The sequence below is a fragment of the Methanococcus voltae PS genome (assembly GCF_024807035.1).
In the GTDB taxonomy this organism is placed as follows: domain Archaea; phylum AGJL01; class Methanococci; order Methanococcales; family Methanococcaceae; genus Methanococcus; species Methanococcus voltae.
In genome coordinates, this window is sequence record NZ_JANUCQ010000001.1 from 304,168 (window position 1) to 319,572 (window position 15,405).

Consider the following 15,405-nt stretch of genomic DNA (forward strand, 5'->3'; position numbering starts at 1 on the left):
TTAATTAGAGTACTATTATACTAAATATACAAACTCCACAAAAAATGAAATAATCAGATTTTAAAATTTAATCCAACTCTAAATTGTAAAATCTCATAGATACATACATTGATACACCATTAATAGATACATATATATTTAATAATTATATATTATATAAATAATATTTTTTTTTAAATTTTAATATATTTTGATAGTTAGAATATCAAAAATATCGTTTTTCATAAAGTAATACGTTTTTATCGAAATATTGTACAGTTTCAAAATGCTCTAATTTTTTTAATCGTATCATAACGTATATAAAGGATTTATAATATAACTTGAAAAGTAGATTTATAATGATTAAATATTATATATTTTTAATGGGTATATCAAGGCGTATAATGCTATAAATAGCATTATTGTACTTAGTTGCTTATGTCATTTAATCGAGATTTAAATTTACATATTGAGTTGGAATAAATTTTAAAAATAATTATAAATAATTATAAATAATTATAAATTAGATTATAAAGACTAAAATACTACTTAGTAAATTAATAATATAGTATTAATAAATCAATAATAAGTTAACTAACAATTAATTAATAATTAATTAATAATTTATTAACAAATTTATTGGTAAATAATAACTACTTACTAAATATAAATTTAAATAAACAAATTAAAAATAGAAGGACGCTATTGATTTAATAGGTGCACTAAAGTATATAAAATAAGTTATTACTTGTAATACGCTAATAAAATGGGAAATGATTATGTTGTGGAGCTTAATCATTAATATAGGTAATATATGTTCAATATTGTGGAGTTTTGAACATAATTACAACTATGTTCTTGTTATTTAGTATTATGTAGTATTATTTGTCAGGATTATTCAATTATTTCTGCAAATGGTTTATACTGTATATCCTATTTTTGTGTAAATATTTGATTAATTCGTTTAATTCGTTTAATTCGTTTATTTTGATTTATATTTTGTAATATTACAATATTTTTATGTTGGAGTGATGTGATATCATGTTAGACGTTTTTATGTCCTTTATGGGCGAATTGAATGGAATTGTATGGGGGCCGTATATGCTTGCTTTATTGGTAGGTACTGGTGTAATTCTTACAATTCTTTTAAAAGGTTATCAATTTAAGGAATTACCTTACGCTTTTAAATTAATGTTTAAAAAATCCGATAAAAAAGTACAAGGAGATATTTCTCCATTCCAAGCTTTAACTACCGCTTTATCTGCTACAATTGGTACAGGTAACATTGTAGGGGTTGCTACTGCATTTACATTCGGAGGTCCTGGTGCCATATTTTGGATGTGGATTGCTGCATTATTTGGTATGGCTACAAAATACGCTGAAGCAGTTTTAGCTGTTAAATATAGGGTTGTGGACGATGCTGGAGAAATGGCAGGAGGTCCAATGTACTATATTGAAAAGGGTGCAGGAATCAAATGGTTAGCTGTTTTATTTGCTTTCTTCGGAGCTTTTGCAGCATTCGGTATTGGTAACGTAGCACAGGTTAACTCAATAGTTGATGTATTGTCACCATTATTATCACCTGCAATAACTACGGCTTTATCACCTGTATTATCATCAATCATACCTGTAGACCTTATAGGTAGATTAGGAATTGGGGTATTAATTGCAATTTTGGTTGCAGCTGTGACCATGGGTGGTATTAAGTCTATTGGTAGAGTAACATCATATATTGTTCCATTTATGGCAGTATTCTACTTTATAGCAGGTGTAGCTGTTTTATTATTGAATTTACAATACATAATTCCTGCAATATCTTACATACTCAGTGACGCATTCACAGGAGCCGCAGTTGCAGGAGGTGCAATTGGTACGGTTATGAGATACGGGGTTGCAAGAGGTGTATTTTCAAACGAAGCAGGTTTGGGTAGTGCTCCGATTGCTGCAGCAGCTGCTAAAACTGACCACCCTGGAAGACAGGGTTTAATTTCAATGACTGGTACATTTATTGATACAATAATTATATGTTCAATAACTGGTTTAGCATTAACAATAGCTACATTAAAATCTGGTCTTTTAACAAGCGGTTTAGAAGGCGCACAGCTTACAATTGCTGCATTCAACTCTTTACTTCCAAACAGTGGATGGATTATAACAATGGCATTGCCATTCTTCGCATACACAACAATATTAGGTTGGACATACTACGGTGAAAAATGTTTGGAATATTTAGCATGTAGTTCAAAAATAGCAAATTTCTACAGAATAATTTTCGTTTTAGTAGTTATTTGGGGTTCAACAGCTGATTTAACACTTGTATGGGATATCGCAGATACTTTAAACGGAGCAATGGCTATTCCTAACTTAATTGGTATATTATTACTCTTGAAAGTTGTAGTATCTGAAACAAAAGACTTCCAAAAGATTAAAAAAGCAGAAGCAACAGCTGAATCAACTCAAAAATAAATTTATAATAGTTTAATCCACTATTCTAAATATATTCAAATATATTATTACATTTTTATTTTAATTTATTTTAATTTATTTTAATTTTGTTTACGTTTATTTTTTATGATTTATAAAAAAATTACACAAAGTTTTTATTTAATTAGTAATTTAATAGTAATGATTATATTATATTTGAGATAATATATTATAAATTAAAATTATTATAAAATTATTATAAAGATATAGATTAAATTTTATTCACTATTATACGGAGTTAGCATATTGTTAAGGTGATTTAATGATTATAGATAGAGCTCAAAAATACTTGGAAAAAATAGAAAAATCTGACTTAAACGCTTTCATTGAAGTAAATCCTGAAAGAGTTTTAAATGAAGCTCAAGAATTGGAAAAAAATGAAGCTTTAAAAAACAAACCATTATATGGTAAAATAATAGGTGTTAAGTCAAACATCAATGTCGAGGGGTATACAATCTCTTGCGCATCTAAAACATTAAGTAACTACGTTGGAACTTATGATGCAACAGTTGTAAAAAAATTAAGGTCACAAGGTGCTTTAATTATTGGTATGACAAACATGGACGAGTTTGCAAGTGGTAGTAGTGGTGAAACATCTTACTACGGGGCAACAAAAAACCCTGCAGCTTTAGATAGGATACCTGGCGGTTCAAGTAGTGGTAGCGCTTCAGCAGTAGCTGGAGATTTGTGTGACATGACTTTAGGTAGTGATACAGGCGGTAGTATTAGGAACCCTGCAAGTCATTGTGGCGTAGTTGGTTTTAAACCATCTTACGGCGTTGTAAGTAGGCAAGGTTTATGCGATTTATCAATGAGTCTCGACCAAATCGGACCTTTAGCTAAAAACGCAGAAGATGCTTTATTATTAACAAATGCAATCAAAGGAAAAGATATTTCAGAAACTACTTCATTGGCTACACCTAAATTTAATAAAAACACTGAAGCAGTTAAAAACTACAAAGTAGGAGTAGTTAAAGAGTTTATGGACGTCACCGATGATAAAATTAGAAGCAACATTGAAAAAGGTATTCAAGCTTTAGAAGATATCGGTTGTGAAATCGTAGAATTAAACTACAATTACACTGACATAGCATTACCTACTTACTATTTGATAAACTATGTTGAATTCTTTTCAGCTACAAGGAAATATGATGGTAGAAGGTACGGATACCAAATAGAAGAAGCTTGTGGCGAAGAAGTACTTAGAAGAATTTTAATCGGTAAAACAATCAGTGAACAGGAATTCAGTGGAAAATACTATAAAAAAGCACTTCAGGCAAGAAGAACAATGAAAGCAGAAATGATAAAATTGTTTGACAAAGTAGACATTATTGCAGGTCCAACAGTTCCTAAATTACCTCACAAGTTAGGGGAAGAAATTTCGCCAATGGATATGTATGCTTACGATGTTCTAACAGTTCCTACGAACTTATGTGGTATTTGCGCAGGTGTTGTAAGATGTGGAGATATTAACGGCATACCTGTTGGTTTACAATTGCAAGGGGCTCCTTTAGGCGATGAAAAAGTATTAAACACAATGATTGAATTTGAAAATAGATTCTAAATAAAAACTTTATTTTTTTAATTTACTTTTTTAATTTTTATATATAGCTTAGGTATAACCTAGATATAATTTAGATATAATTTAGATATAATTTAAATACAACTTTTAAATTTAGATTTTAACTCTTTTAAACAATTAACATAATTTAAAAAATAAGAAAAATAATATTTTATATATTTATTAGATATTTTATTTTTAGTACCTTAGAATTCTACAACGTCGATTTCTTCGAGAGGTATATCTTTTAAAGCTTTTCCTATTGAAGCTTTTGCAATTCTAAGGGCATGTTCCGGACTTTCTGCGTTAAATACTCTCATTGATAGGATGATACCTACAATTGCAGTTCTCGCAACCACTAACACGCAATCAACTGGTTCGCTACATTCAGGACATAAGGTTAAACCTAACTCGATGTCTACGTAGTCTAATTTTCCCTTGTTCAAAGCTTTACCTATTTGGGAAATTGCAATACCTATTGCATCTTCTGCATCTTCTACATTCTTTGCAACATACGCTGCTTGTAATTTTACGTGATAATTTGTCATTTTTTCACCAATCTCACTGTTCTCGCTATTCGCTATACTTTATCTCTATTTTGCTAATGTAAATCTCACATCGTCGTCGCCTACATTGAAAATGCCAAGTCTAGCACCTGCATCTATCCAACCATAAGCATAATTTAACGAAGCAAATGCGTTTATATAGTCTCCTTTTTGTATAAATGCCTTTGCATCTGAGAAGTAACACTCTATCATAGTCATGAAATCTAGGGCTACATCGTAAAGTAAGCTTTTTTCAGACGGCATTCCTTTTTTTATGATAGATATGGCTTCCTCTGTTCTATCATAATAGTTTTCTATTTTTGCATAGGATATTACATCTTGCTTTTGATTTTCATATTCGGGGTTGATTTTTATTTCCAAGTTTACACCATGTATATTTTATTAATTTCATATTTATTCTATATATTGTATAACTATTATATCATATATTAACACTCGATTAATTCTACAATATGCTAATTTATTTTAATTGTACCTACATTTTAATTTCTAATATTTATTACTTTATTTGTAAATAGTGTACATTTTATGAATTTATCTCTAATATTTGGATAAATTTAATTGATTTTTGTATTAATTTTATCGACATTTTATACGACATTTGACTTACAATAAAAATCTTTATATATTATATAATTATAATGATTAATCATTATAATTCTAATGTCTCATATATTATTTACTATATTTTATAAAAATAATAATTGACAATACTGATTGAATTTGTGACATAAAAGTGACATAAAAATATGGCATGGATAATCATACTAATCATACTAATCAATACTGTAATCAAAAATATCAAATTATCAAAAAAATTAATAATAAGTTAATAACATTAAGCGACCGTTTTGAGGTGGACAAATGATTGAAGTTAGGTTTCACGGAAGAGGTGGACAAGGTGCAGTGACTGCTGCTCAAATTCTTGCCAAAGCTTCATTTTACGACGGTAAATTCTGTCAAGCATTCCCATTTTTCGGAGTAGAAAGAAGGGGCGCTCCCGTTATGGCATTCACAAGGATAAATGATGAAAAAATAAGATTAAGAACCCAAATTTATGCGCCAAACTTTGTAATTGTTCAAGACCCTACACTATTGGATACAACAGACGTTACAAGCGGTTTGCAAAAAGGCGGATTAATTTTAATAAACACATTAAAAGACATCCATTTGGAAGGATACGACGTTAAAACAATCGACGCAACAGGAATTGCACTAGACGTTTTAGGAGTACCAATTGTTAACACCACAATGGTAGGAGCATTCGCAGGTTTAACAAATCAAGTTAGTCTTGAATCATTGAAAAAAGCTATTAAAGATACATTCCCTGGTAAATTAGGCGAAAAGAACGCAGCAACTGCTGAAAAGGCATACAACAGTGTTCAAAATTTATAAATATCTATAATATGAAATTATTATATGAAATTATTTATAATGAAGAATTAAAATGACGATGACTAATAAGATAAATAAGTAAAATAATATAAATAAGGCAAATAATTTAAGAAAACAGGTGGACTTATGGTTAATAAAGGTACTATTATTTATGAACCTGGAAACTCAATTAACAACAAAACCGGTAGTTGGAGAGTCTTTAAACCAATTTTAGACAATGATAAATGTATAAAATGTGAAAATTGTTACATTTTCTGTCCTGAGGGATGTATTCAACCAGATGAAAACGGAGATTTCAAGATTGATTACGATTACTGTAAAGGTTGCTTAATTTGTGAAGAAGAATGTCCTGTAAAGGCAATAACTGGAATAAGAGAAGAAAAATAATTAAAAATTATAAACTAACATAAAAATAATTTGAATTTTAAAATAAAATTATCAAAAATATTGTACTAATTTCCAAAAAATACATTGGGAGGATAACCATGCAAAATGTTAAAGTTATAACCGGCACCTCAGCAGCTGCGGAAGCTGCTAAATTGGCAGACGTTGATGTTATAGCCGCTTATCCTATCACCCCTCAAACAACATCTGTTGAAAAGCTAGCGGAATTCGTAGCTAACGGGGAATTAAATGCGGAATACATTAAAGTAGAAAGTGAGCACTCAGCAATAAGTGCATGTGTCGGTGCAAGTGCAACCGGTGCAAGAACATTCACTGCGACATCATCACAAGGTTTGGCGTTAATGCACGAAATATTATTCGCTGCAGCAGGTATGAGAATGCCTATCGTAATGATGAACGCAAACAGGGCTTTATCAGCGCCTATTAATATTTGGAACGACCAACAAGACAGTATTTCACAAAGAGATACTGGATGGATTCAATTGTACGCTGAAAACAACCAAGAAACCTTAGATTTAATTATCCAGGCATTTAAAATCGCAGAAAATGAAAACGTTTTGTTACCTGTAATGGTAAACTTAGACGGTTTTATTTTAACACACACCGTGGAACCTGTCGAAATACCTGAAAAAGAAAAAGTTTTGAACTTTGTTGGTCAATATGAACCTAAACACGCATACTTAAGACCTGAAAAACCAATGACTCAAGGTGCATTAGGTGACCCTGAGTGGTATATGGAAACAAGATATGATGTTCAAAAAGCTCAAGACGTTGCTTTAAATGTTATTAAAGACATTCATGATAAATTCGCTGAAAAATTCGGTAGAGCTTACGGAAACGGATTAATAGAATCTTACAACATTGAAAATGCAGAAACAGTTTTAATAACAATGGGTTCATTGTGTGGAACTATTAAAGATGTAATCGATGAATTAAAAGCAGAAGGTAAAGAATACGGTTTATTAAAAATCATCAGTTACAGACCTTTACCAACTGAAGAAATAAAAGAAGCTTTAAAAGGTGCTAAAAACGTAGCAATCTTGGATAAAGATATAAGCTTAGGTTTAGACAAAGGTGCTTTGTTTACCGATATTGCTCCCTTCTTAAAGGACAAAAAAACCGTTAATTACATCGTAGGACTCGGTGGAAGAGATATAAGAAAAGCAAATATCAAAGAAATCATAGAACATACTGAAAATGAAGCAAAAGACACTGAAACAAAATGGATTGGCTTAAAAGAATAATTTAAGTTAAATAATTAAAAAATAACTAATTAAAAATAATAATATCAAATAATATCAAATAATATCAAATAATATCAAATAAAATTTAAAAATAATTAAACCTTAAAATTTCAATAATTTTATCGGTGGTAAGATGGCAAGACAATTCCCAAGAGAAGAATTATTTGCTCCCGGACACAGAGGTTGTGCTGGCTGTGGGGCAGCAATTGTTGCAAGATTGACTTTAAAAGCAGCAGGTAAAAACACCATCGTAGCAAACGCTACCGGATGTCTCGAAGTTATGACAACTCCATACCCAGAAACAGCTTGGAGAGTGCCTTGGATGCACGTTGCATTCGAAAACGCAGCAGCAGTTGCAAGTGGTATCGAAGCAGCAGTTAAATCCTTGAAAAGAAAAAGAGGACTTTACGAAGGCGAAAAAGTAAACGTAATCGCTTTTGGTGGTGACGGTGGTACCGCAGATATCGGATTCCAGGCATTAAGTGGTGCAATGGAAAGAGGTCACGACATGGTTTACATCATGTACGATAACGAGGCATACATGAACACGGGTGTTCAAAGAAGTGGTTCAACGCCTTACATGGCTTCAACAACAACTTCACCTGCAGGTAGTGTAATTAGGGGAGAAAACAGACCTAAGAAAAACATGCCAATGATTATGGCAGCTCACGGCATCCCTTACGTAGCTACTGCTTCAATCAGCTACCCAGAAGACTTTATGAATAAAGTTAAAAAAGCATGTGAAATTGATGGACCCGCATTTATTCAAATTTTACAACCTTGTACAACAGGTTGGGGATACCCAGCAGCTAAAACAGTTGAATTGGGTAGATTGGCAGTTAAAGCAGGAATTTGGCCACTCTACGAAATTGAAAACGGCGAGTACAGAGTAACATACAAACCTTCAAAAAGAATTTCAATTGAAGAATACTTAAAAACTCAAAAAAGATACAGGCATTTAACCGAAGAAGACATTGAAGAAATGCAAAACTTAATCAACCACAAATGTCAAGAAATGGGAATTTAAATTATTTAAATTATTTAAATTAAATGAATAATACTCAATAACTATTCTATAATATTTTAGTTATTGGTAATTATTGGTAATTTAAATTTTTAATCCTATTCGTACTATTAATTAAATTTTTATTCAAAGGTGTATTTATTATGAAAAAAATTGTCATGTTAGATAGTAAATCTTGTGATAATTGTGGAGATTGCATGAAAGCATGTTCAGAGGTTCATGGGATTAGTAGGATAAGTATACTTGATTATCAAGGCGAATACTTCCCTGTGGTATGTCAACATTGTGCTTCAGCTCCTTGTGGTGAAATATGTCCTGTCAATGCAATAGACGTTAACAATGGCACAGTTCACTTAAATGAGGATTTATGTATCGGTTGCGGATTATGCGCGTTAGCTTGTCCATTTGGTGCAATTTTCATAAACGAAAAAACCGCCCACAAATGTGATTTATGTATCGAGGAAAATGATGAGTGTGCTTGTATAAAAGCATGTTCTAAAAGATGCTTAGAAGTAATAGACGTTGAAGATATCGTATTATCTAAAAAACTCAAGAATTTGCCAAATTTAGCAAGTGTTACAAAACCTGGCTCAAAAGCAAATAAAAATAAAAGTAAAGATTTATTATCCTTGGTAACTTCTTCTTCAAGAGTAAACAACCCATAGGTATTAAATTATTATATTTATATCATAACGTGGTGATATTATGAAAATAATGCCCAACATTGAGTTATGTGTGGATTGTGGGAAATGTGAACGTTCCTGCCCCCATAACGCAATATTTATCGTTGAAGGCATTCCAATAAGGTGTATGCACTGTGAAAGTGCCCCTTGTGTTCAAGTATGTCCAGAAGACGCACTTAAAAAAGTAGGGGATAGGATAATCCTCGACAATGATAAATGTATTGGCTGTTCTTTATGTACTGAGGTATGCCCTATTGGAGCTATAAGGATAGACACCTCCAGTGGAATTGCTACAAAATGTAATGATTGTATGGAATTTGATTCTGAAATCTGTGTAGATGTATGTCCAACAGGTGCTTTATCGTCATATACAAAGATAGTGGAAGACAAAAGAGAAGATATGTTAGTTAAATTAAAAAAATTGACTAGTTTAAATAAATAATTAATCTAATTAAAATAATTCAAATAATTAATAATTTAAAGAATAGTTCAATAAATTATTCTTAATTTAGATTATTTAAGTTATTTAAGTTATTTAAGTTATTTACGTTATTTAGATTATTTACATTACTTCTTTTAATTCTATTTTATTTAGCTCGTTATTTTTAAAATCTAGTATCATAAACGTTTTTAAAGGTATCCTCGGACATGTGAAACTACCTGGATTTAATAGCATTATGGTTTTATTAAGACCTTCTACGCTTTCAATCATCGGTATATGCGTATGTCCAGAGATTAACACATCTAAATCTTTTTCAAGAGCCATATATTTCATTTTTAACTTGTCACCGCGAGGCTCTATCATATCACCGTGAATTACCCCTATTTTAAGACCATTTACAACAAATATGTATTCTTTAGGTAAATTAACCTTTGACAATAAAATATCGTGCCTATCCATATTACCTTTTACGATTATAAGCTTGTATTTCGGTTTTTTTATATCATTCAATGTTTTAATTATCTCTGGAGTGGTTAAATCGCCACAATGAATTATCAAGTCCACTTTTTTAAGTTCATTTATAACATATTCTGGAATATTTTCATTGTTGCACCTATGTGGAACATGAGTATCTGATATAATACCAATTCTTATGTTAGAGTCGTTTATTTCAATCGGTTTGTGATAAAAGCTTTCTCCAATCGCCTTGTAATTCATTTTTTCACCCCGCTAGTTTTGCAAGTAGTCGTCCGTATGGGTTGGTATGTAATAGGTAATACAAATAAGAAAGAATTCAATATATATTTGCATATATGGTGCGAAATGTACATACATTTTATTCTAAAATTATTACTAATTATATTATTTTTAAAAAAGATTATTATGGCATACGAAAATATAAAAAATTAAGATTAAGATTAACATATGGCTTAAAATTAAAATATACAAATAAAATTTAAAACATTAATTTATATTATTAAAAATATTAAATTAAGATTATATAAAAATATAGTTAATTAGTCGTATTCTCTCCAAGTATGTGAGCATTTTTTACACTTGTAAAATCTTGTCTCAGGCTCATCTGCACATCTTGTTTGCTGTAACCACCAGTAAGCTTCCATATTTCCACAGCTCGGGCATTCAATTCTAATTGATGGTAATGTATTTACATTTTCAATCACTGTAACATCTTGTGATTTGCTTTCTATTTTTTCAGATAACTCGTATTTATCTTGGGTATTTTCTAAACTAGTTTCAAATCCGCATACTACGCATTTTAAGCTACCTTCTTTAGGTAACATTATATTATTACACTTTGGGCAAAATTTAACCATAATCTCCCTCTATATTTTATATATACTCGCAATCTAAAATCAAAACGAATTACGAGTTTGACTTAAATAATTTAAATCATAAATTTTTAAAATATACCTTATTTTAATTTATTTAACATAAATAATAGTCGATAATTTTTGTATAGACTTTAGTATTTTAGTTTACAATTTATTTTTGATATTATTAGTTTATATGCTTTTTTATTGATTTTAAATAAAACTATAATTTGGACTACTATATAATAATTCAACTAATGATAGTTTAATTACTATATATATTTTTTGATATTTTCAAACTTTCATTTTTTAATCATCTGTCGCTTAATTTTAGAATAAAATAGAAAATAATGAGATATTGAATGCAATTCAAATGTAATAATAAATTGTTAATACGGAAATAAAGATATAAGAATATTAGATAGATAATATTTAAATAATATATTTACATTAACTTTTAATCTAGTTAAAAAAAATATATAATATATTAATAAATGTATATTTATGATTTTTTATGATTTTGTTTATTTAACTGTTTATTTACTGTTTAATTAATTATTTATTTAATTATTTAATTATTTAATTATTTATTCACTGAAATATTTTTAGTTTTTAGAATGGTGAGATAATGGCAGGTTTTGATGTTGATTTATTTATTGCAATAGTACCTCGATTAATTGACGGCTCATTAATGACCCTTAAAATAACGGTATTATCCATTATATTGGGTATAATATTGGGGGTATTTGTAGGGGTTGGTAGAATATCTTCAAATTTTTTATATCGTGGCTTTTCAGCTATCTATGTAGAATTAATAAGGGGTACCCCGATGTTAGTTCAAATTATGATAATATACTTTGGTCTTCCAGATTTGGGTATTAATCTTGACGCTTTTGTAGCCGGTGTTTTAGCATTGGGTTTAAATAGTGGCGCCTACATAGCAGAAATTATAAAAGCAGGTATTTTATCTGTTCACCATGGTCAAATGGAAGCCGCAAGAAGTTTGGGAATGAATTATTTCCAATCTATGAGATATATTATATTACCTCAAGCTTTTAGGAACGTTTTACCGGCTTTGGGTAACGAATTTATCATCTTGTTGAAAGACTCCTCATTATTGTCCGTAATTGCAATTGTGGAGCTTTTAAGGGTTGGTGACCAGGTTAGGGGTGCAACCTATAACGCTTGGACACCATTGTTAGGTGTAGCTTTATTCTATTTATTAATGACAATACCATTAAGCAGAATTGTACTATTTATTGAGAAAAGGTGGAAAATTGATAGAAATGGATAATATTCATAAAAAATTCGGTGAAAACCACGTATTGAAGGGTGTAAATTTAAAGGTCAAAAAAGGAGAAGTTGTGGTTATATTGGGACCAAGTGGTAGTGGTAAATCCACATTATTAAGGTGCATAAATGGTCTCGAAGTAATAACTGATGGAAAAGTAATATTCGAAGACCAAGATATTTGTGATAAAAAAGCCAATATCAACAAAATCCGCCAAAAAATAGGTATGGTATTCCAACAGTTTAATTTATTCCCTCATCTTACAGTATTGGATAATATTACATTTGCACCAATAAAAGTTTTAAAAAAATCAAAATCCGAAGCTAAAGCACAAGCAAGGGAATTGCTAAAAAAAGTAGGGTTGGAAGATAAAGAAAATGCTTACCCCATACAACTTTCAGGTGGTCAACAACAAAGGGTGGCAATTGCAAGAGCTTTAGCGATGAAACCTGATGCAATGTTGTTTGACGAACCTACCTCTGCATTAGACCCGGAATTGGTTAATGAAGTTTTAGACGTGATGAAACAACTAGCATATGAAGGTATGACAATGGTTGTAGTAACTCACGAAATGGGTTTTGCAAAAGAAGTGGGTGATAGAATTGTATTCATGGATGAAGGTGTCATCGTGGAAGAAGGAGCGCCATCCGAGATATTTACAAATCCTAAACATGACAGAACTAAAAACTTCTTTGGAAAAATTTTATCCCATAATTAAAAATAAAATATAATAAAAATATAATAAATAGATAATAAATACTCTTTTAATTTTTTAACTAAATCAAATAAAAATATAATAAAAAAATATAATACGCGTAAAAATAAAAATAAAAAATAATTAAAATATATCGAATTAATTAAATTATTAAATTAAAAATCCGTAGTTTAACAAAGCTTCTGCAACAATTATTGCAAAGGTTATACCAAGCACTTTTTCAGGTTCTATTTTAAATTTGGATATGTCCGTATCCATATACCTAACTAAACCAGCACTTGTGCTCAATCCTTCATCGTTGTTTTTTCCAGCCAAAATTCCACCTATCATTATAAATTCATTTTTAGAATTTTTAGTTAATCATATTTATCTGTTCATATTATTTATATGTATCAGATATTAAATTGAAGTAACCATCGATTGGTATATTTCCTGGTCTCTTTCATATTTTCCAGAACGCATAACTAATGTTATTTTTGAAGGTAAAACCATTGAAAGCATGCTAGCCACTTCATCGTAAGCTTCTTTATCTTCTTCAGTTAATTGTGAGCCTTTACCAAACACTGAATAATAATTTACAATATATCGAGAACCCATTTTATTAACGTATATCATATAATTGTGTGTAGATTCTTTATCCATAAAATCCGCTATTATTTTAATATTGTTAGTTTCAATACTGCTCATATAATAAATAGTTCCCCTAGCCCCTTGCATTTTTTTATTGCCGAATGAACTTTTTGAAGCGTCTTTTTCAATCTGTGCCTCTGCAATTTCAGGGATTAATACGCCAACTTTTTCATGAGGTATTTGATTTTTAAAGTCATTAAATGACTTGATTCCATCTATATTTTCATTATCTTCTTCAAAGCAACCTGACATGGAAACAGAAGTTACGAGAAGTAACGAACTAAATATTACAACCAATGTATTTTTTAAATTTTTATTGTAAATGTTTAGTTTATCGTTATTATTGCCTTTAATTCTATTATTTTTGTTATTTTTAATAGTATCACATCTATTATATTTTAATTAACTTTTATGACGTTATTTAGCAATTATGGATTTATTAATATGGATTTATTAGTCTTAACAATATTATGCAGTATACTAATAACTAAACACTTCTTTGAATAAAAAATTATCCTTATGTAATAGACTAAATAATTATTTAGATTGCGATAATATTTTTAAAATTCAATAGTTTCTAGTATTCGACTTTACAAATAACTCTAAAATAACTCTAAAATAATATAATATTATGAATTAATACGGAATAATAGGTAAAAAATAAGAAATAATAAATAAGAAATAAGATATAAATTACTTTAAATCCTATATTATATGATTTTAGACTAGTTATTCATCACCAAACCATTTTGCATGGATTTTATCGTAGGTACCGTCTGCTTTCATATCGTCTAATGCTTTATCGATTTTTTCTGATAATTCTGTATCATCCAATCTTGTAGCAATACCATATGATTCAGAAGTCATTAATTCACCGGTTAATTTGTATAAACCAGGATTTTCTTTTAAATATTCCATAGCAACTGCATTATCCACAACAATAGCATTGAGTTTGCCATTTTTCATATCCATGTAAGCGTCGCCGATTTTATTGTATTGTTTAACTTCGTAGTTGTATTCTCCAGCACTCGCTGATGCAATGATGTCACCAGTAGTACCTAATTTTACACCTACTTTTTTACCATTCAAGTCTTTTAATGAATTTATTTCGTTATTTTCATCCATAACACATAATATTTGACCTGCTTCAAAGTAAGGTTTTGAAAATTTAACTTCTTTAGACCTGTTTTCTGTAATTGTCATAGCTGAGATAACACAATCATATTTTTTGGCGTTTAATGCAGGTATAAGACCATCAAATTGTGAGTCGATAATTTCAACGTCCTTACCCATTCTTTTTCCAACTTCTTTGATAATATCTATATCAAATCCTATTGGTACGCCATTTTCATCCATATATTCAAAAGGTCTAAATTCAACACAGCAACCAACTGTTAACACTTTTGAATCATCTACTTTATCACTTGCACTGCCGTTATCGGTACATCCTGCGAATGAAACAACAAGGGCAACTAAAGCAACTAAAAATAAAGCTTTAATTCCATTTTTAATCATAATTTCACCGAATTATATCTATTCTTATGTGCCTATAACTAATTTATTATTAGGAATTAATAATATACTTTTAAATAATATATAATTGTTTTTATCTTAAAATATATGACAAAATGAAAAATAATAAGCAATAGTAGTAA

General features: G+C 29.7%; 17 protein-coding genes. 10 read left to right on the forward strand and 7 right to left on the reverse strand.

Features of this window, described 5'->3' with window-relative positions; genetic code table 11:
• The first annotated feature begins 1,020 nt into the window (after positions 1 to 1,020).
• On the forward strand, positions 1,021 to 2,445 hold the full coding sequence (locus M2325_RS01505; protein ID WP_209590290.1) for an alanine/glycine:cation symporter family protein: 1,425 nt from the start codon (positions 1,021 to 1,023) through the stop codon (positions 2,443 to 2,445).
• A 280-nt stretch (positions 2,446 to 2,725) separates the two neighbouring features.
• Entirely contained in the window at positions 2,726 to 4,027 is a 1,302-nt protein-coding gene (gene gatA, locus M2325_RS01510; RefSeq protein ID WP_259050628.1) for an Asp-tRNA(Asn)/Glu-tRNA(Gln) amidotransferase subunit GatA, read from the forward strand.
• 203 nt (positions 4,028 to 4,230) lie between these two features.
• Here gatA and M2325_RS01515 read toward each other — a convergent pair whose 3' ends face one another.
• Both M2325_RS01515 and M2325_RS01520 read right to left on the reverse strand, forming a co-directional pair.
• Positions 4,231 to 4,572: a DUF555 domain-containing protein gene (locus M2325_RS01515; RefSeq protein WP_209590294.1), complete on the reverse strand. Its 342-nt coding sequence runs from the start codon at positions 4,570 to 4,572 to the stop codon at positions 4,231 to 4,233.
• Between the two features lie 45 nt (positions 4,573 to 4,617).
• The gene (locus M2325_RS01520) at positions 4,618 to 4,950 is read right to left on the reverse strand and encodes a DUF357 domain-containing protein (RefSeq protein WP_209590295.1); all 333 of its coding nucleotides are present in this window, start codon (positions 4,948 to 4,950) and stop codon (positions 4,618 to 4,620) included.
• A gap of 504 nt (positions 4,951 to 5,454) precedes the next feature.
• Here M2325_RS01520 and M2325_RS01525 point away from each other — a divergent pair.
• The 6 genes from M2325_RS01525 to M2325_RS01550 all read left to right on the forward strand — a co-directional run bounded on the left by M2325_RS01525 (position 5,455) and on the right by M2325_RS01550 (position 9,783).
• Entirely contained in the window at positions 5,455 to 5,985 is a 531-nt protein-coding gene (locus M2325_RS01525) for a pyruvate ferredoxin oxidoreductase subunit gamma (protein WP_209590297.1), read from the forward strand.
• Between the two features lie 126 nt (positions 5,986 to 6,111).
• Positions 6,112 to 6,372: a pyruvate synthase subunit PorD gene (gene porD, locus M2325_RS01530; RefSeq protein ID WP_013180461.1), complete on the forward strand. Its 261-nt coding sequence runs from the start codon at positions 6,112 to 6,114 to the stop codon at positions 6,370 to 6,372.
• Positions 6,373 to 6,470: 98 nt separating this feature from the next.
• Entirely contained in the window at positions 6,471 to 7,634 is a 1,164-nt protein-coding gene (gene porA / locus M2325_RS01535; protein WP_209590300.1) for a pyruvate synthase subunit PorA, read from the forward strand.
• Between the two features lie 133 nt (positions 7,635 to 7,767).
• The gene (gene porB, locus M2325_RS01540; RefSeq protein WP_209590301.1) at positions 7,768 to 8,661 is read left to right on the forward strand and encodes a pyruvate synthase subunit PorB; all 894 of its coding nucleotides are present in this window, start codon (positions 7,768 to 7,770) and stop codon (positions 8,659 to 8,661) included.
• Between the two features lie 140 nt (positions 8,662 to 8,801).
• Positions 8,802 to 9,323, forward strand: a complete 522-nt coding sequence (locus M2325_RS01545; protein WP_209590304.1) for a 4Fe-4S dicluster domain-containing protein — start codon at positions 8,802 to 8,804, stop codon at positions 9,321 to 9,323.
• Between the two features lie 40 nt (positions 9,324 to 9,363).
• A complete protein-coding gene (locus M2325_RS01550) occupies positions 9,364 to 9,783 on the forward strand; it encodes a 4Fe-4S binding protein (RefSeq protein ID WP_209631607.1) in 420 nt (139 codons plus the stop codon).
• Positions 9,784 to 9,903: 120 nt separating this feature from the next.
• Here M2325_RS01550 and M2325_RS01555 read toward each other — a convergent pair whose 3' ends face one another.
• Together M2325_RS01555 and M2325_RS01560 are read right to left on the reverse strand one after the other, a co-directional pair.
• Complete coding sequence (locus M2325_RS01555) at positions 9,904 to 10,437, reverse strand: YfcE family phosphodiesterase (protein WP_209590809.1); 534 nt, start codon at positions 10,435 to 10,437, stop codon at positions 9,904 to 9,906.
• A gap of 362 nt (positions 10,438 to 10,799) precedes the next feature.
• Positions 10,800 to 11,117 carry a transcription factor S gene (locus M2325_RS01560; protein WP_209590307.1) on the reverse strand — a complete coding sequence of 106 codons (318 nt, stop codon included), beginning with the start codon at positions 11,115 to 11,117 and terminating at the stop codon, positions 10,800 to 10,802.
• Positions 11,118 to 11,742: 625 nt separating this feature from the next.
• On the opposite strand from M2325_RS01560, the gene M2325_RS01565 reads away from it, so the two are divergent.
• Positions 11,743 to 12,408: an amino acid ABC transporter permease gene (locus M2325_RS01565; RefSeq protein WP_209590309.1), complete on the forward strand. Its 666-nt coding sequence runs from the start codon at positions 11,743 to 11,745 to the stop codon at positions 12,406 to 12,408.
• The gene (locus M2325_RS01570; RefSeq protein ID WP_259050629.1) at positions 12,392 to 13,123 is read left to right on the forward strand and encodes an amino acid ABC transporter ATP-binding protein; all 732 of its coding nucleotides are present in this window, start codon (positions 12,392 to 12,394) and stop codon (positions 13,121 to 13,123) included. The genes M2325_RS01565 and M2325_RS01570 overlap by 17 nt, the downstream gene beginning before the upstream one ends.
• A 147-nt stretch (positions 13,124 to 13,270) precedes the next feature.
• Here M2325_RS01570 and M2325_RS01575 read toward each other — a convergent pair whose 3' ends face one another.
• From M2325_RS01575 to M2325_RS01585, 3 genes are all read right to left on the reverse strand, one after another.
• Entirely contained in the window at positions 13,271 to 13,435 is a 165-nt protein-coding gene (locus tag M2325_RS01575) for a preprotein translocase subunit Sec61beta (protein WP_374759654.1), read from the reverse strand.
• 84 nt (positions 13,436 to 13,519) lie between these two features.
• Positions 13,520 to 14,002 (reverse strand): hypothetical protein, encoded by a 483-nt coding sequence (locus M2325_RS01580; RefSeq protein WP_209590314.1) that lies wholly within the window; start codon positions 14,000 to 14,002, stop codon positions 13,520 to 13,522.
• A gap of 477 nt (positions 14,003 to 14,479) precedes the next feature.
• Positions 14,480 to 15,265, reverse strand: a complete 786-nt coding sequence (locus M2325_RS01585) for a basic amino acid ABC transporter substrate-binding protein (protein ID WP_209631606.1) — start codon at positions 15,263 to 15,265, stop codon at positions 14,480 to 14,482.
• Positions 15,266 to 15,405 lie beyond the last annotated feature (140 nt).